The organism is Glycomyces tenuis DSM 44171 (genome assembly GCF_000427885.1).
GTDB lineage: Bacteria > Actinomycetota > Actinomycetes > Mycobacteriales > Micromonosporaceae > Glycomyces > Glycomyces tenuis.
The window spans coordinates 175,797-192,638 of sequence record NZ_ATYW01000017.1 but is presented as its reverse complement, the minus strand read 5'-3'; the positions used below and the strand labels follow the sequence as shown (position 1 = coordinate 192,638).

17 protein-coding genes and 1 rRNA gene are annotated in these 16,842 nt (G+C 72.0%); 9 read left to right on the top strand and 9 right to left on the bottom strand.

The features are described from left to right. Positions 1-119: 119 nt before the first annotated feature. The 3 genes from rrf (at position 120) to YWW_RS0118960 (ending at position 1,261) form a co-directional block, all read left to right on the top strand. A 5S ribosomal RNA gene (gene rrf / locus YWW_RS0118970) occupies positions 120-236 on the top strand. 272 nt (positions 237-508) lie between these two features. Beyond that, entirely contained in the window at positions 509-850 is a 342-nt protein-coding gene (locus YWW_RS0118965) for a VOC family protein (RefSeq protein WP_026931350.1), read from the top strand. A 255-nt stretch (positions 851-1,105) separates the two neighbouring features. Next, on the top strand, positions 1,106-1,261 hold the full coding sequence (locus tag YWW_RS0118960; RefSeq protein WP_155830264.1) for a hypothetical protein: 156 nt from the start codon (positions 1,106-1,108) through the stop codon (positions 1,259-1,261). 5 nt (positions 1,262-1,266) lie between these two features. Here YWW_RS0118960 and YWW_RS31505 read toward each other — a convergent pair whose 3' ends face one another. Beyond that, entirely contained in the window at positions 1,267-2,403 is a 1,137-nt protein-coding gene (locus YWW_RS31505) for a hypothetical protein (RefSeq protein ID WP_155830263.1), read from the bottom strand. A gap of 231 nt (positions 2,404-2,634) precedes the next feature. Here YWW_RS31505 and YWW_RS0118945 point away from each other — a divergent pair, with 231 nt between their 5' ends. The 3 genes from YWW_RS0118945 to YWW_RS36515 all read left to right on the top strand — a co-directional run bounded on the left by YWW_RS0118945 (position 2,635) and on the right by YWW_RS36515 (position 6,591). Beyond that, positions 2,635-3,714 (top strand): tetratricopeptide repeat protein, encoded by a 1,080-nt coding sequence (locus YWW_RS0118945; RefSeq protein WP_081687580.1) that lies wholly within the window; start codon positions 2,635-2,637, stop codon positions 3,712-3,714. Positions 3,715-3,781: 67 nt separating this feature from the next. Then, positions 3,782-5,317: a gamma-glutamyltransferase family protein gene (locus YWW_RS0118940; protein ID WP_026931347.1), complete on the top strand. Its 1,536-nt coding sequence runs from the start codon at positions 3,782-3,784 to the stop codon at positions 5,315-5,317. 152 nt (positions 5,318-5,469) lie between these two features. Further along, complete coding sequence (locus YWW_RS36515; RefSeq protein WP_051326025.1) at positions 5,470-6,591, top strand: DNA glycosylase AlkZ-like family protein; 1,122 nt, start codon at positions 5,470-5,472, stop codon at positions 6,589-6,591. 115 nt (positions 6,592-6,706) lie between these two features. Here YWW_RS36515 and YWW_RS36510 read toward each other — a convergent pair whose 3' ends face one another. The 3 genes from YWW_RS36510 to YWW_RS0118920 form a co-directional block, all read right to left on the bottom strand. Then, a complete protein-coding gene (locus YWW_RS36510; RefSeq protein ID WP_026931346.1) occupies positions 6,707-7,372 on the bottom strand; it encodes a lytic polysaccharide monooxygenase auxiliary activity family 9 protein in 666 nt (221 codons plus the stop codon). A 203-nt stretch (positions 7,373-7,575) separates the two neighbouring features. After that, positions 7,576-8,730 (bottom strand): S1 family peptidase, encoded by a 1,155-nt coding sequence (locus YWW_RS31495; RefSeq protein WP_035697028.1) that lies wholly within the window; start codon positions 8,728-8,730, stop codon positions 7,576-7,578. 285 nt (positions 8,731-9,015) lie between these two features. Then, positions 9,016-9,903: a LysR family transcriptional regulator gene (locus YWW_RS0118920; protein WP_026931345.1), complete on the bottom strand. Its 888-nt coding sequence runs from the start codon at positions 9,901-9,903 to the stop codon at positions 9,016-9,018. A gap of 177 nt (positions 9,904-10,080) precedes the next feature. On the opposite strand from YWW_RS0118920, the gene YWW_RS0118915 reads away from it, so the two are divergent. Beyond that, positions 10,081-10,926 (top strand): oxidoreductase, encoded by an 846-nt coding sequence (locus tag YWW_RS0118915; protein WP_026931344.1) that lies wholly within the window; start codon positions 10,081-10,083, stop codon positions 10,924-10,926. Positions 10,927-11,001: 75 nt separating this feature from the next. On the opposite strand, the gene YWW_RS0118910 is transcribed toward YWW_RS0118915, so the two are convergent. The 3 genes from YWW_RS0118910 to YWW_RS31490 all read right to left on the bottom strand — a co-directional run bounded on the left by YWW_RS0118910 (position 11,002) and on the right by YWW_RS31490 (position 14,013). After that, positions 11,002-11,826, bottom strand: coding sequence for an NmrA family NAD(P)-binding protein (locus YWW_RS0118910; RefSeq protein WP_026931343.1), 825 nt, complete (start codon positions 11,824-11,826; stop codon positions 11,002-11,004). Between the two features lie 130 nt (positions 11,827-11,956). Continuing rightward, positions 11,957-12,640 carry a response regulator gene (locus YWW_RS0118905; RefSeq protein WP_026931342.1) on the bottom strand — a complete coding sequence of 228 codons (684 nt, stop codon included), beginning with the start codon at positions 12,638-12,640 and terminating at the stop codon, positions 11,957-11,959. Between the two features lie 5 nt (positions 12,641-12,645). Further along, on the bottom strand, positions 12,646-14,013 hold the full coding sequence (locus YWW_RS31490; protein ID WP_155830262.1) for a sensor histidine kinase: 1,368 nt from the start codon (positions 14,011-14,013) through the stop codon (positions 12,646-12,648). A gap of 144 nt (positions 14,014-14,157) precedes the next feature. Between YWW_RS31490 and YWW_RS0118895 the strand changes: the two genes are divergently transcribed. Both YWW_RS0118895 and YWW_RS0118890 read left to right on the top strand, forming a co-directional pair. Next, entirely contained in the window at positions 14,158-14,880 is a 723-nt protein-coding gene (locus YWW_RS0118895; RefSeq protein WP_026931341.1) for a DUF998 domain-containing protein, read from the top strand. Beyond that, complete coding sequence (locus tag YWW_RS0118890; RefSeq protein WP_051326022.1) at positions 14,877-15,605, top strand: class I SAM-dependent methyltransferase; 729 nt, start codon at positions 14,877-14,879, stop codon at positions 15,603-15,605. The genes YWW_RS0118895 and YWW_RS0118890 overlap by 4 nt, the downstream gene beginning before the upstream one ends. A 52-nt stretch (positions 15,606-15,657) precedes the next feature. Here YWW_RS0118890 and YWW_RS0118885 read toward each other — a convergent pair whose 3' ends face one another. Together YWW_RS0118885 and YWW_RS31485 are read right to left on the bottom strand one after the other, a co-directional pair. Then, positions 15,658-16,005 carry a DoxX family protein gene (locus YWW_RS0118885; protein WP_026931339.1) on the bottom strand — a complete coding sequence of 116 codons (348 nt, stop codon included), beginning with the start codon at positions 16,003-16,005 and terminating at the stop codon, positions 15,658-15,660. A gap of 144 nt (positions 16,006-16,149) precedes the next feature. After that, on the bottom strand, positions 16,150-16,830 hold the full coding sequence (locus tag YWW_RS31485; protein WP_051326021.1) for a nucleoside/nucleotide kinase family protein: 681 nt from the start codon (positions 16,828-16,830) through the stop codon (positions 16,150-16,152). Positions 16,831-16,842 lie beyond the last annotated feature (12 nt).

Here is a 16,842-nt window from a genome sequence, read left to right as displayed (position 1 = left end):
ATGACATTCACGCACGCTATGCGATTCTGAGGCAACACGCCCAGGACCGTGATACGACGATCCCGCAAGGTCGGTCGTTCAAGGTTCTGCGGGCTTGTGTATGTGGTCTCACTGGTTTGTTTGGTGGTGAGAGCGGAAGTGGCACACCCGGTCCCATTCCGAACCCGGTCGTTACGGCTTCCAGCGCCGATGGTACTGCACCCGAGGGGGTGTGGGAGAGCAGGACACCGCCAAACATTGACATGACGCAAGGGCCCCCGCCAACAGCGGGGGCCCTTCGCCGTCCCCCCGGCATTGGCGGGGCCCGGCCTGCACCTTTCTGGGGCGCGGCGATCGGGCTGTCTTGGCCGCGCGGTCCGAGCTCTCGTGCTCGCAGCGACACCGCCCCGCCGACGCATGCAGGGCCCGCCGGCCAGACCAGCAGACCCCCCGCCGCATCCTGAGCCAACCCCACGGCCGGCCCGCTATGCCGGGCGGTGTCATGGGCCTGCCCTACTAGCATGGCCGGATGGCAGTAGACCTGTATGCGGGAATCCCAGTGAGCGACTATTCGGCGGCACTGGCTTGGTACGAGAAGCTGTTCGGTTCCCCGGCAACGTTCATCGCCAGTGACACCGAGGCCGTGTGGGAGCTTGCCGAGCATCGGTCGGTGGCCGTCGAACACCGGCCCGAGCGCGCCGGTAACGCCATGCTCACCGTCTTCGTCGACGACTTCGAGACGCTTCTCGCCCAGATCGCCGAGCGGGGCATCGAACCTTCAGCGCGCGAGACCTACCCCAACGGGGTTCGCCACGCCACCTACCACGACCCCGAAGGGAACGAGATCTCGTTCGGCGGCGCTCCCGCTTGAGAACGAGCTCGCCCGGGCCCCGGCGACCGATGCTCTCCGTCCCGCCTCAATACCCGCCTGCCGTCGCAAGCGGGGCGACGGCGGGGCTTTCGGTGTTCACGCTTGATTGCACCCGGTGACTATCATCATGGGCCACAACGATGGAGGTACACCATGTGAAGCGGAATCTGTGTCAAGTGTCAGGGCAACCGGATCTATGTGATCGGGGCCTCCGCCTCCACCGGGTACGGCCGTCCCGATCTGTATCTGGGTATCGTGCCGAGCCGGACCCAGGACAGCCACTTCCTCGTCTGCAGAGATTGCGGGTACACCGAGCGATACGTCAACCCTGAACGGCTGCACCTGCTGGAGAAGTCAGGGCGGACGCTCGAAGAAGCGAAGGCGATAGCCGCCCGCGCCCAGAACCGCTGAACGCCTTAGACGTACGGGCCGGGGAGCGGCTCACCGGCATGCTGGCGGTACCACAGGCCCCGGTAGCAGCGCCACGGTTCGGGGCGCAGCTCCGTCGGGGAGAAGATCTGCTCCAGCAGGCTCCGCGCCTCCAGGAAGAAGTCGAGGCGCTCGTCGGGCGCGGCCACGTGCTGCGAGTCGTCCACCGGCGTCTCCGCCGGGAGGATCGTCAGCGAGGGCCACATCGTCGTCTGCTCCGCCAAGGGCAGCAACCAGGCCCGCATCTCGTCGAGCGGTTCGCTTCCCACCGTGTACGTGAACGAGGTCCGGTGTCCGGACTCCCGGGCCGCCGCCAGGATCTCAGAGAGGCGCTCCGACGGCTGCGCCTCGGCGAGGACGCCCGGGTCCGCGGCCGCCGCGTCCTGAGTCGCGGTCGTCTCGGCCGCCGGCTCGGCGCGGCCCCCCTCGACCGACTCGGTGGTCAGGAAGAGCAGGACCGACCCCACCTTCTCGGCGAGCTCGGCGAACGCCGCCTCGCTGTGCAGCGCCGGCGTCAGCACGCCGAGCGTCGTGCTCTCCGACAGCCCTTCGGCCGTCATCGCCTCGCGCACCGCGATGAGGTTCTCGACCACCAGCGCCTCGTCGTGCGTGTGGATGGCCGTGAGCATCACCTCTCGGATCGGGTGCGGCGTGCCGTCGTCGGACAGGTCTGAGGCCAAGGCCTGCAACAGGTCTCGGTAGTTCTTCACGAGCTCCTGCGAGTCCGTGCCGTTCTGCAGCAGCAGGGTCGCCGCCGTCCCGTCGGCGCGCAGGTAGCCGCGCACCTCGTCGCCCGGTTCGGCCTCGATGATCTCGGCCACCGGGGTGCCGTCGACGCACAGTTCACTGAGCCCGTGCTGCGGAGACGAGGGGTCGACGTGCGCGCGCAGACTGAACGGGGAGGTGGCCCGGTCCGCCGGCAGCACCGTCATGAACTCTTCGCCCTCGGAGCTGCCGCGCAGCCGCATGCCCTCGGTGTTGTTGCCGCGCAGCCCGTAGAGGTTCAGCGCGATCAGCAGCAGCTCGCTCCACTGGAGGTCGTGGCGCACGGCCAATCGACGCCAGCGGCGCACGGTCGATGAGATCGGGCCGGCAAGATCCGCCGGCTGTGTCGGCTCTTCCATCACAGGTTCCGATCCTTCTTCTCGTCCCCACCACTGTCGTCCACCGTACAAGAGACTTTGCCGTACAGGTGGACGCGGTCCACCTCTATGCTAATTCCGTCGAGCCGCAAAAGCACCCACCGTGAGAGCATCGGCACTCCATTGCATCCGCGGCGGGAATGGAGATCGGGCAGGCCTTGACAATTGTTTCTAGCATCGAATCGACACATCCCGAGTGATCTGGAGTCGCGCATGCGAAACGGTGTCGCCCGCGGGCGTGTGCTGGGAGCCGTGGCCAGGACATGGCCCGGCTTCATCGTGAACGCCGTCGAGGCCCGCGCCTGCGAGCATATCGACGCCGGTCGTTTCGACGAGGCCGCTGCGGTGCTGGTGCAGGCCGTGGAGCGCTACGGGCCTGCGACGGTGCCGCAGCTGCTGCTCGCCTGGACGCTCAACAGGGCCGGGCGCCACAGCGACGCGCACGAGTGGGCGGTGCGCGCCGTCGAGGCCGAGCCCGAGAACGCCGACGCGCATTGGGTGCTCGCCAACGTCCTGTTCGAGCTCGAGCGCCGGGACGAGGCCGCGGCCGCCTTGCGCAGTGCCGTCGAACTGGCGCCCGACAACGGCTCCCACCACATGGAGCTCGCCTGGATCCGCTACGAGGAAGAGGATTTCGGCGTCACCCGGGATCTGGTGGACAAGGCCCTCGAATTGGCGCCCGACGACGCTTGGGTGCAGTACACGGCCGGGCGCATCTTCGATCACCATCTGCGGCACCGGCGCGCGCAGTCCCACTACGAACGGGCCCTCGAACTCGACCCCGAGAACGCCGAGGCGCGCTACGATCTCGGTTCGCTGCTCCAGGCCCGCGGCCGGATCACCCGCGGCGTGGTGTGCGTGCACGAGACCGAGCCCGCGCCGGGCGCCGAGGACGAGCACGAGGAGGTCTACACCTCGGTGCTGCTGCGCTGGTCGTGGCGCTGGTACGAGTGGGCGCTGCGGGCGGCGCTCGTGCTGAACGCCTTCGACTGGATCTTCCCGACGCCGTCGTGGTTCGGCGCCTCCCTAGCGGGGCTGCTCCTCGCCGCCTTCGCCGTGCAGTGGGCGCGCACCTTCGCCGCGCTGCCCGCGCCGTGCCGCCGCGACATGCTCGCCCCCGGCCGCCGGGGGCACTTCGCCGGAGCGGCCGCCAGGACGGCGGCGGTGCTCGCGGGGACGGCGGTCGTCCTGCTGGTCGAGCTCAACGCCTTGCAGCACCTGGGCTTGCTCGCCGTCATCGTGCTCGGCTACGTCGACTGGTACCGCCGGGCGGTGCGCATCTCCGGTTACTGACCGCTCGCTGCTAGCCGCGCGGCAAGGTAGGCTTCGTGGCGCGGAACGCGAGCGATAGGGAGGTCCCGTGGTCGATCAGGGTGTCGTGTGTTCGGTCGATCCGTTCGTCAGCGGCATCGGTCGGCAGGTGCTGGCCGAGGGCGGCAACGCCGTCGACGCCGCCATCGCGGCCGGGGCGGCCCTGACCGTGGTGGCGCCGCACCTGTGCGGCCTCGGCGGCGACCTGTTCGCGCTCGTCCACCGGCCCGGTGACGAGGCGCCCGCGAGCCTGAACGCCTCCGGGCGCGCCGGGTCCGGCTCCGACCCCGAGGCGCTGCGCGCCGAGGGGCACGCGGTGATGCCGTTCCGGGACGACATCCGCTCGACGCCCGTGCCCGGCTGCGTCGACGGCTGGTTCGCGCTGCACGAGCGGTACGCGAGCAAGCCGATGGCCGAGCTCCTGGCGCCCGCGATCAGTCTCGCGGACGAGGGCTGGCCCGCCACGAGGATGCTCGCGGTCGCCGGTGCCGCGCTCGAGGGCGTCGAAGGCGCCGAGGACCTCGTCGGGCTCGAACCGGGCGACATCGTCACGCGGCGGCGCACCGCCGCGGCCCTGCGCTCGGCCGCCGAAGGCGGCCGCGACGGGTTCTACCTCGGCGAGTTCGGGCAGGGCCTCATCGAGACGGGCCGCGGCCTGTTCACCGAGGCCGACCTGGCCGCCTCGCAGGCCGCCTGGGAGGCGCCGCTGAGCGCCGAGGCCTTCGGCCACCGGGTGTGGACGGCCGCGCCGAACTCCCAGGGCTATCTGCTGCTGCTGACGCTCGCCATCGCCGACCGCCTCGAGCTGCCGGCCGACCCGGCCGATCCGCTGTGGGCGCACTACCTCGTCGAGGCCTCGCGCCTGGCCGGGCACGACCGGCCCGCGCACCTCTGCGACGGCGCCGACGTCGCCGGAGTGCTCGCCTCGGCCGCCGAGCGCGCCGCCCGCATCAGTCCGGACGGCCGCGTCGACGTACCGGTCCACCAGCAGGCCGGCGGCACCACGTACATGGCCGTCCTCGACGGCAGCGGCATGGGCGTCTCCTACATCCAGTCGAACGCGGCCGGGTTCGGGACGCGGCTGTTCGAGCCGCGCACCGGCATCGGGCTCCAGAACCGCGGCACCGGCTTCAACCTCACCCCCGGGCACCCGGCCGAGCTCGCGCCCGGCAGGCGGCCGCCGCACACGCTTGTGCCCGCCCTGGTCACCCGCCCCGACGGCTCGCTGCGGCTCATCGCCGGCACGATGGGCGGCGACTCGCAGCCGCAGATCGTCGCCCAGCTGCTCGGCCGCGTCCTCGCCTCGGGCGAGTCCGTCGGCGAGGCGGTGGCGGCGCCGCGCTGGCGGCTGCACCCCGGCGAGACGGGCTTCGGCACCTGGCACGGCCCCTACGAGGTCGACGTCGAGCTCGAAGCCGGTGCGCCGTGGAGCGCGGGGCTGGCCGAACGCGGCCACGCCGTGGCGCAGACCGAGGCCGGGAGCGGCTTCGGGCACGCGCACCTCATCGAGATCGACGCCGAGGGGCACGCGGTCGGCGCGGCCGACCCGCGCGCCGAGACCGGGACGGTCGCCTGCACCAGTTGACGGCTCCGCGAGCGTCGACGTGGTGCCGATTGACGGCTCCGCGAGCGTCGCCGTGGTGTGCCGGGTGACGGCTCCGCGGACGCGCTCCCGGCCGACTTGTCGGAGGCTTCGGTTACGGTCCCCCGGAGACCTCTTCCCGGAAGGACGACGACGTGCCCGAGACCCTCAGCCTCGCCGAAGCCCGGCGGATCGCCGTCGCGAGCCAGTTGCCGCGCAAGGCGGTCCGCTACCGGACGGTGCTGGAGCGGCTCGGCTGCATCCAACTCGACACGATCTCGGCGGTCCGGCGCGCCCACGAGCTGGCGCTGCTGGCGCGGGACGTCGACGTCGCCGAGGCCGCCGCCAGTCTCGACGAGCGGCGCACCGCCGTGGCCTTCGAGTACTGGGCGCACGCGATGTCGCTCATGCCGGTGTCGGCCTGGCCGTACATGGCCTGGCGCAGGCGCCACTGGCGTGAGCGCTTCACCGCCGAGCACGCGCTCGCCGACGGCGTCAACGACGAGGTGCGCGCGCTGCTGGCCGACCGCGGCTCGATCACCGTCGGCGACTTCCCCAAGGGCGCCATGCACCGCGGCATGGGCGAGGGGAACATGGGCGACAGCTGGAACCTCCGCACCGACCACAAGCGGGCCGTGGAGCGGATGCTGTGGTTCGGGGAGGTCGCCTGCACGCACCGGGTCGGCTTCCGGCGCGTCTACCGGCTCGCCGAGCGGGCCGTCCCCGCCAGGCACTTCTGGGACGCCACCGAGGAGGAGGGGCTGCGCTTCCTGGTGAGCACCGCGCTGCGGAACCTCGGCGTGGCCACCACCAAGGACATCGCCGACTACTTCCGGATCAAGAACGCCGCCGTCGAGCGGACCCTGCGCGAGCTGGAGATCGAGCAGGTCAAGGTCGAAGGGTGGCGGGGCCGGACGTGGATCGACCCGGGCGCGCGGCGCCTGCGGGCGCCCGACCCCGACCGGGCCGTCGCCGTGTCGATGTTCGACCAGCTGGTGTGGCTGCGCGAGCGCATGGAGCGGCTGTGGGGGCACGGCTGGAAGATCGAGATCTACGTCCCGGCTCCCAAGCGCACCTTCGGGTACTACTGCCTGCCGGTCTTCGTCGGCGACGACCTGCCCGGCCGGGTGGCGCTGCGCCGCACGGGCGGCGAGCTCGTCGTCGAGGCGGTGCAGTGGGACGACGAGCGGGCCGACCGCGGGCACCTGAAGACCGCGGTGCACCAGGTGGCGTCCTGGGTGGACGCCGAGCCGCGCTGGGACGCGGCCGCGGTCTGAGCGGCCCTCGGGCCGTGCTCGGGCACCGCGAAGGGCCTCCCGGAACGGAAGGCCCTTCGGGCGGACGCCTGCTCACCGGCGTCCGATCTCGATGTGATTGGGAGCGCTCCCGTAGCTAGCCGAAGTCGACGTCGCTGCAGGAGTAGAAGGCCTGGTCCAGGTGGCTGGCCTGCCAGATCACGTAGACGACGTGGTGGCCGGTGCGGCCCGGCGCGCTGACCGGGATGTCGACCGGCTCGCCCGGTGCGATGACGCCGGTCTCGGCGACGCGCTCCAGGCTGCCCCACGTCAAGGGCTGCGTGGCCGGGTCGTACCCCTGCTTGGTCACGTAGACCCAGTAGTAGTCGCCGCCGTGGTTGGCGGTGTCCTCGTAATGGAGTGTGAAGTTGTTGTTCATCGGCGTGGCGTGCCAGGGGCCGACCGCGTCGAGCGAGTTGTAGCGCCCGCCCTCGGCCTGGCCGCCGGAGCAGAGCTGGCCGTCGGGAATGCGTGACTCGTGCTGGCCCTGCATGTCCATGCGCAGCAGGCCGTTCCAGTTCCACATGGTGTTGGGATTGGCCTGCCAGGCCTGCCAGCACATGGGGTCTTCCTGCTCCATGTCCGGGTTCAGATGGTCGTCGCCCCAGCGCTCCCAGCAGCTGTACTGCCGGGCGGGGGGACTGGTAGCGGTGCCGTGGGCCGACGCCTCGGGCGCCAGCACGACGCTCATCGCCACTGCCGCGCACAACGCGAACAGCACGACGAGGGAGCGCCGCAGCCAGGCGGTGCCGGTGATGGACATCGTCCACCTCCTCAGATCGTCCTATTGATAAAGGTCAATATATAGGGATTCGTCCATGATCGCAAACATCACCCGGCATTGTCCTAATAGATCAGTATTTCGAGCCTTTCGCCCCGCGCGCCACGGAGGGCCCCACGTTCGTGGGGCCCTCCGGCGGACCCGGCTCGCCCAACTGCCTGCCATGAGCCGGGGGTGCGGCGGCGCTAGCTCGTCACCAGCGTCAGGCCCCAGTCGCTCAGGGCCGGGCCGATCGGCTGGAAGTAGGTCGTGCCGCCCGAGGTGCAGTCGCCCGAGCCGCCCGAGGTCATGCCCTGGGCGCTGTTGCCGGAGATGAACGAGCCGCCCGAGTCGCCCGGTTCGGCGCACACGTCGGTGCGGGTCAGGCCGTAGACCGTTCCCTCCGCGTAGTACACGGTCTGGTTCAGCGCCTCCACGGTGCCGCAGTGCCAACCGGTGGTCGAGCCGGAGCGGCAGATCGAGGCGCCCGGAGCGGCCTGGTTCGCGTCGCTGACGGTCCGCGAGCCGCTGTACATGTTCACGACGTTCTGGAGCTGCTCGCCGCTGCCGACCTCCACCCACGCGCGGTCCTCGCCGGGGAAGACCGAGGCGCGGAACACGCCGGGGGCGGCCTCGCCGCCGGTGACGTCGGCGCCCGTGCCGCCGCAGTGGCCGGCGGTCACGAAGCCGGGCGTGCTGCCCTGGCGGACGGCGAAGCCGACCGAGCAGCGCGAGGCGTTGTTGATGAGGTAGGCGTCGCCGCCGCGGACGAAGTACGTCTCGGGCGCCTCGGCGGTGGTGTCGACGGTGATGAGCTCGGGGTCGACGCCCGCGGCCTCGGCCAGCCCGGTCGCGGCGGCATCGTCGGCGGCCTCGATGACGACCGAGTTGGACTCGACGTCCACGAAGTGGCCGTAGACGCCTTCGGCCTCTACGGCGTCGAGCTCGGCGGCGGCCGCTTCGAGCTCGTCGAGGTCGTGCTCGACCAGGACCGGGGTGGCGCCCTCGGCCTCCAGATCGGCGGCGTCGGCTTCGGAGGTGGTGGCGACGAGGATCTCCTCGGCGTCGTCGGAGACCCACAGGCCGGCATAGGTCTCGTACGTCTCGGGCACCTCGGTGAGGAGCTCGGAGGCGACGGCCTCGACCGCGAGCCGGTCGTAGGCTTCGGTGGCGGAGATGCCGAAGGTCTCGGTCATCTCCTCGATCATGGCGGGGCTCGCCGTGCCGAGCAGCTCGGCGCGGGCTTCGTCCGCTTTGCGCTCGAGCGGGTCGGCCGAGGCCGTGCCGCTGCTGAAGGCGAGGGCGAAGGTGGTGGCGAGGGCGCCGGCGGCGGTGGCCGCGAGCACTCGTTGGCGTTTCATCTCTTCATGCCTTTCGGGTGAGGCCGTTGGGCGGCCGCGGGGACGGCCGCCACGGCCCGGCGATGGTGAGCCGGGCCATATGAGGAGATTAGAGGTAAAACGCATATATCAGAAGATGTAAATAATTCAGTTAATATCCCTGCGGGTTCGGCATAGCCGCGTATATACGGGCAATCGTGGTATTCGCGACTATTGCATGCACACTGGGGTGCACTGCGGTGGCTGGTGTGGACGATAGGTGCCAGTGTTTCCATTGCCGCCGTTCTGCTCGCAGAACGTGGTGAGTCAGGTTTCGGTCACCGTCAGGTCCGCCACGACCTCCACGAAACCGCGCGCCAGCGCGGTCCCCGCGCCGTCGGGCCACGCCAGCGCCACCCGCAGCGGCTCGACGTCGGTCAGCGGCACCCACACCAGGTCCGGACGCGCGTAGTAACTGGCCATGCTGGACGGCGCGAAGCAGATCGCCGCGCCCTCGGCCACCTGCTCCAGCATCTCCTCCACGTTGTCGTTCGTCGGCCCCCACAGCGGCTCCGAGCCGTCGGGCCGCGGATTGACCGCCCACCAGTCCACCCACCTCCGCGGCGCGCGTTTGGTCCACATCAGAGGCTCATCGTTGGTCTCGACCACCGACACGCCCGCCCGGTACGCCAGGCGGTGCCCGATCGGCAGGCCGACCACGCGCGGCTCGGTGTGGACGACGGCGCTCCGCAGCCCCGTCAGATCCGCCGGGAGCCACACGAACGCCACGTCGACCCGCCCGTCCCGCAGCGCCTCCGCCTCCTCGCCCCAGTCGAACCGCTTGGGCTCCACCCGCACCGCCGGGTGGCGGCGGGCGAACTCGGCGCGGGCGCGCCTGGTCAGCTCCCCGGCGCCGCTGGCCTCGAAGCCGACCCGCAGCACCCGGGCGGCGTCGCGCCGGTGCCGGGCGGCCACGGCCGCGACCAGGTCGGCCCGGCGCACCGCCTCCGAGGCCGCGCGCACCACGTCGCGCCCGGCGTCCGTGGCGACCACGCCGCCGGGGGTGCGCTCGAACAGCCGCACGCCCAGTTCCGTTTCGAGGCCCTTGAGGGCGTACGAGAGCGCCGGCTGGCTCACGAAGAGCGCCTTCGCGGCGCGCCCGAGGTTCCCGTGCTCGTCGATCGCGACGAGGTACCGCAGTTGACGCAGCTCCATGCTGCGATCATAAGCCGCGTTTATCACCCGCGCGAAACTCGGTATTGGACACCGCAAGGGCCGCAGGGGGATAACTGAGTGGAACCGCGAACCGAAAGGCATCACCGATGCCCACCGGGCGCCCCGTCGGCCGCACGCCGATCCTCCCCTGAACCACCGGCACCTCGAAGGAGCACCATGACCACCAAGAACCCCGTCGGCCGCGTCTGGCTGATCACCGGCACCTCCTCGGGCTTCGGCCGCGCCATCGCCGAGGCCGCCCTGGCGGCGGGCGACACCGTCGTCGCCACCGCCCGCGACACCAAGTCCCTCGACGATCTCGTCGCGGCCCACCCCGACCGGGCCGTGCCCGTCCGGCTCGACGTCACCGACCCCGAGCGCATCGCCGCCGTCGTCGCCGAGGTCGCCCTCTGGTACGGCCGCATCGACGTCCTGGTCAACAACGCCGGGCGCGGCCACGTCGGCGCCGTCGAGGAGAGCCTCGACGGCGAACTGCGCGCGCTGATGGAACTGCACTTCTTCGGGCCCGCCGCCCTCACCCGGGCGGTGCTGCCGCACATGCGGGCCCAGGGCTCGGGCGCGATCGTCCAAGTGAGCAGCATGGGCGGGCGCCTCTCCTTCCCCGGCGTCGGCGCCTACTCGGCGAGCAAGCACGCGCTCGAGGGCCTGAGCACGGCCTTGGCCGCCGAGGTCGCCCCGCACGGGATCCGCACCCTGATCGTCGAGCCCGGCGCGTTCCGCACCGGCCTGGCCAGCGCCTCGCAGTCGCAGTCCGCGCCGATCGCCGGGTACGAGGAGACGGTCGGGCCGTTCCGCACGGCCTTCCCCGACAGCGACGGCAGCCAGCCCGGCGACCCGGCCAAGGCCGCCGCCGCGATCCTGGCCGCGCTCGAAGCCGACGAGCCGCCGCTGCGCCTGGTGCTCGGCGCCGACGCCGCCGACGCGATCGGGGACGCGCTGGAGACGCAGTCGGCCGAGCTCAAGGCGTGGGAGCCGGTCTCGCGGGGCACCGACTTCGACTGAGCCGTCTCGCCGCTGAGCGATCCCACCGGCGCGCGAGGGCGCCGCTCCGAGCGGAGCGGCGCCCTCGCAGCGGTGCTACCGGAACGCATCGGCGTGCTCGGCGGCCCACTGGGCGAAGGAGCGCGGCGCCCGCCCGGTGATCTCCTCCACGGTGGACACGACGGTCTTGCCCTCGTCGGGCGTGTCGCCGAGCGCCTCGACGAGGAAGGCGACCATCTCCTCGCCCATGCCCTGGGCGGCCCACTGCTCGCGGGCCTCGTCGACGGTCAGCTCCACGAACTCGAGCTCGCGGCCGATCGCCTCGCCGAGGATCCGGACCTTGTCGGTGATCGTGACCGCCTCGGGGCCGGTCAGCAGGTACGCCTCGCCGCCGTGGCCGCCTTCGAGCAGGATCTTGGCGGCCACCGCGCCGATGTCGGCGGGGTGGATCATGGCGCTGACGCGGTCGCCGAACGGCTCGCGGATGCGGCCCTCGGTGCGGATCGCCGCGGCCCACCACATCAGCGTGTTCGACATGAACTCGACGGGGTGGAGCAGCGTGGTCTCGACGCCGCTCGCGGCCAGGGCCCGTTCGAGCTCGCCCTCGGCCCTGCCGCCGAGGACGGTCGCTCTGGACACGCCCGCGGCCTCGGCGAGGGCGACGATGCGGCCGGCCTCGGGCAGCGGCGCGTACTGATCGCCCGCGAAGTTGATGAAGTGGACGGCGTCCACGCCGTCGAAGGCGCCCCCGAGGGTCTCGGGGGAGGAGAGGTCGCCGACGGCGAGCTCGACGCCGTCGGGGACCTCGGCGTCGGCGTCGCGGGTGAGCGCGCGGATCTTGACGCCCGGGTCGAGCTCGATGAGCTGGGCGATGACGTGGCGGCCGACGGTCCCGGTGGCGCCGGTGACGAGAACGTTCATGGGGTACTCCTCGATGCAATATTAGAACGGAATGCTTTGTTCTGATAATAGCAGAACGGAATGATCTCTTCCAGTAAAACGGCGGACTCTTGCGAGGAATCTCCGGAGCCGAGTCGGCGGACGGCCCGGCCTACGGCTTCGGTGAGCGCGGGTCCCCCGCCTTGACCAGGCCGGACTCGTAGGCGCAGATGACCGCCTGGGCGCGGTCGCGCAGGCCCAGCTTCGCGAAGACCTTGCCGACGTGCGACTTCACCGTCTGCTCCGAGACGAACAGGTGCGAGGCGATCTCCGGGTTCGACATGCCGCGCGCGATGAGCCGCAGCACCTCCTCCTCGCGCGCCGTCAGCGCGTCCAGCTTCGAGGAGCGGACCGGCTCGGTCGGCCGGGAGCTGAAGAACTCCTCGATGAGCCGCCGCGTCACCGACGGCGCCAGGAGCGCCTCGCCGTCCGCGACGACCCTGACCGCCGCGATGAGGTCGTCCGGCGGCGCGTCCTTGAGCAGGAAGCCGCTGGCGCCCATGCGGAGCGCCTCGTAGACGTAGTCGTCGACGTCGAAGGTGGTCAGCATGAGCACGCGCGGGCGCCGGTCCTCGGGCAGTGAGAGCAGGTTCCGGGCCGCCGCCAGACCGTCCATCTTGGGCATACGGACGTCCATGAGCACCACGTCGGGACGGCACCGCGAGGCCTCGGCCACCGCCTCCACGCCGTCGGCGGCGTCGCCGACGACCTCGATGTCGTCCTGGGCGGCCAGCAGCGCGGCGAAGCCGGCGCGGACCATCGCCTGGTCGTCGGCGATGAGCACCCGAATGGTCACTGTGGTCACTCCTGTGCGTCGAGGCGGTCGCCGAGCGGCAGCTCGGCGCGGACCCGGAACCCGCCGTCCTCGGTGGGACCGGCCTCGAGCCCGCCGCCCGCGATGACGACGCGCTCGCGCATGCCCACCAGGCCGAGCCCGGACCCGTCCGGCTCGGGCGGGGCGCCGCCGTCCGGCCGAGCGGCATTGACCACCGTAACCACCACCGACCCGCCCTCGCCGCGGACCTCGACAGCAGTCGCGGCCCCCGCGGCGTGCCGCACCACGTTGCTCAAGGCCTCCTGCACCACCCGGTAGACCGTCAGGCCCACCGCCTCCGGCAGGTCCTCGGGCAGAGCGACGACGGCCAGCGTCGTCGGCGTCCCCGAGCGGTCCACCGCCTCCACCAGGCCCGCCAGGCCCTCCGGCCCCGGCATCGGATCGCGCAGCCCCGACTGGTCCTCGTTGCGCAGCACCGCCAGGAGCCGGCGCATCTCCGCCAGCGACTCCCGCGCCTGCGCGCCGATCGAGCGGAACTCCTCGCGCGCGGCCTCGTCGAGACCCTCGATCCGGTACTCGGCGGTCGAGGACTGCACCGCGATCACCGACATGTGGTGGGCCACGATGTCGTGCAGCTCGCGGGCGATCCTGGTGCGCTCCTCCAGCATCCGCCGCCTGCCGCGTTCGGCCGAGGCCACCTGCTCCTCCTCGGCGACGCGGGCCCGGCCCTGCCGCCAGATCCGCACCGACAGGCCCACCACGAACACCAGGGCCCCGAACACGGCCATCACGCCCAGGTTCTCGCCGGCCAGGGCCGCCGCGCCCCTGTCGGCCGGGGCCGGAGCGGTCGGATTGGGCATGATGACGTCGATGTCGAGGAACCGGGCGTTGACCGCCCAGAGCGCCCAGGTGCCCGCGGCCAGGTAGCCGAGCCACGCCCCGATCGCCACCACCGCCCGGCGGTCCCTGGCCAGAGCGAACTGCACCACCAGGTACGCGAACAGGCTCGGCGAGGTCATGGGCCACGGATCGGAGCCGACCGCGTCGGTGCCCAGCACGGTGGCGGTGAACACGGCCATGACCAGCAGCCACGCCAGCACGGGGCGGAACCGCGCGAGGATCACCGCCGCGGCGGTCAGCGCCGCGATGAGCTGGCTCAGGCCCGACACGTGGGCCGCGCGTGCCAGCACCTCGTTCTGGGTGCCGAGCAGCAGCAGCGCGAACGGGACCGAGCCGGGCCCGATCAGCGCCGGCACCGTGGTGAGCCTGAAGCGCCACGAGACGTCGCCGACCGGGCCGGTGCTGATGAGGTAGCTCAGGATCCACCGCACCGGGCGCGGTCGCCGCCGCTCCTCGGATCGCGCCGCCTCGGATTCCGCGTTCTTGGATGCCACTGCCCCAAGGTATGCCGCCGCGCATCCGGCCCGCCTCACCCGCCGGTACGGTTCGGCCCGTGCCGACTCACCCCTCGGTATGAGGCCCGATTCCGCGCCGCGGAGTGAGGGCGGCGGGCCTGGGCGAACTTAGCGTTCGGTCCCATGAATCGAACCCTGTTCCGAAGCCCCGCCGCAGAACTGGCCGCCACCGCGGGCCTCGTCACGAGCGTCGCCAGCTTCGCGCTGCTGCACCTGCTCATGTCCGAGGCGGTGGACCCGGTGAGCACGCCGGTGTCGATGTACGCGCTCTCGTCCCCGGGCACCGTCCTGTTCCCGCTCGGCGCGGTGAGCCTGGCGCTGTCCTGCGCGATCCTGGCCGGGCGCGGCGTCGGGCTGCCGCGGCAGTCGCTCGTCCGCTTCCTGCTGGGCTCGACGGCGGTGATGCTCGTCCTCGCCTCGCTGTTCCGCAGCGGCACCCCCGAGTCCGGCCTGACCGTCGCGGCCCAGATCCACCGCTATACGGCGGGCGCGGCGTTCGTGCTGCTCACCGTCGCGGCCGGGCTGTGCGCGGTCCGCATGCGCGAGTCCGGCGCCTCGACCGCGGTCCGCCGCGCCCTGTGGTGGGTGACGGCGCTGGCCTCGCTGACGTTCCTGACCACCGCGGTCAACACCTTCCTGCCCGGCCTGGCCGACGGCGGCGACTGGCGCGGCGTCCCGCAGCGCGTCCTCCTCGTGGTGCTCTCGGCGCTGGTCGGCGTGCTCATCGCCAACTCGCGCCTCGAAGCGGCCCCGCGGCCGGTGCCCTCACCCCGGAGCGTCGGTGCGGGAATGGCTCCGCGGAGCGATGCGCCCGGCGCCCCGGTGCTCATAGCGTCGAAGTCATGAGCGATCCGATGCGCGACTTCGAGCGGCTGACGGCCGCGATCGACGCGATCGCGGTCCACGTCGAACGCTACGAGCGGTACGCGGCCGAGCTGCATCGCGCCAGCGCCGAGCAGGCTGGACTGCGCCGCCTCCGCCCCGGACTGCGGCCGCGGCTCGACGACATGGAGGCCGAACTGTCCTATCTGCGGCTGCGGGCGGTCGAGCCGGCCACGGTCGTCCAGATTGGCGGCGACGGCTGGTCGGCCGCGTGGCTGCTGCGGGCGCTGCGCGACAACGGCCACGGGCGGCTCCACTCCTTCGACCCGAGCGGCCGGGCGGCGGCGACCGTCCCCGAGGACCTGGCGGCGGGCCGCTGGGAGCTGACCGCCGGCGACGTCCGGGCCCGCGCCGACCGCCTCCCCGCCGAGATCGACTACCTGTTCCTGGACGGGGACCACTCGGCCCGCCTCGCCAAGTGGTACCTGCCGAACGTGGTGGCCCGGCTCGCGCCGGGGACGCCGGTGAGCGTCGACGGCGTCTTCCGCCACCGGCGCCCGCGCCCCTTCGGGGAGGCCGCGCTGATCCTGAAATGGCTGCGCGAAGGCCGCATGGACTACTTCACCGCGGCCCCGGCCAGGCAGCCGGTGATCCACCGGCAGCTCGACCGGGTCCGCCGCGCCCTGGGTTTCGACGACCCGCTCCGCACCGGCCGCCGCAACCCGATGATCTTCTTCCACACCGCTTGAGCGGCGGACGGAAAGCCGGTGCGGTTCACCGCACCGGCCTGCGGCCCGGGATTCAGGCGGCGGCGCCGAGGACGAGGGCCCCGATCACCGGCGCCATGTACATCAGGGGGGCGCCGATGTGGGAGTAGCAACGGGCCCTGAGGACGGTGATGAGGGCACCTGTGAAGTACAGGATGAGGCCGATCGCGGCCGCCACGCCGATGAACGGCACGAACAGGCCGACGACGAGGCCGATCGCCCCGGCGGTCTTGGCGGCGCCGAGCCAGGGCCACGCGGAACGGGGCACGCCGTATTCGGAGAGTTGATCGGTGACGAAGGAGAAGTTGAAGAAGATCGCGATGGCCGAGAAGGCGACGAAGGCGGCGGCGAAAAGGGCGACGATGGTGTAGGCGGTGGACATCGGAGTACTCCTGTCGGTTGCGCGCCGGGTGCGGATGGGCACCGGGCGGGTGCTCGTGGTCTTCACCAGGTCGAACCCGCGTCTCGCTCGCGTGTGACAGGAAACCGAGAAAATATGCCGACGATCACATCGTCGTGGCGGATGTCAGGCGGCCGGGCCCGCGCCGATGCTGAGCGCGTCGAAGTCGAAGACGAGGTCGGCGCGGTCGCGGCCCTTGCGGATGCGCCGCGCGTTCGGCTCGTCCACCGCCTCGATCCAGGCCCGCGTCGCCTCGGCCGACTTCCCGAAGCGCTCGTGCCTGGCGGCCAGCCGGGCCAGGCGGATCGGCTCGTCGAGCTCGCAGTACCAGACCTCGGTCAGCTCCCGCCGCACCTCGCCCCACGGTTCGTCGGGGTCCAGCAGGTAGTTCCCCTCGGTGACCGCCACCGCCGTCTCGGGCGGGACCGGGATCGACCCGGCCACCGGCTCCTCGATGCGCCGGTCGAAGGCGGGCGCGTAGACCACCCGGTCGCGCTCGGCGGCGATGCGGCCCAGGAGGCTCCGGTAGCCCGCGGCGTCGAAGGTGTCGATCGCGCCTTTCCTGCCGGCGCGGCCGAGCCGCTCCAGCTCGGCCTGCGCGAGGTGGAAGCCGTCCATCGGCACCCACACCGCCCCGGTGCCCGAGGAGTGGAGCGAGCGCGCCAGCCACGCGGCGACGGTCGACTTGCCCGCGCCGGGGCAGCCGGTGATCCCGATCAGGACCCGCCCGCCGCCCGAGGCCAGTGCCCGGACGCGGTCCAGCAGTTCCTCGCGCCGCCGCGCCGATTCGGATGCTTCGATCGCCATGTGGCCGAACCT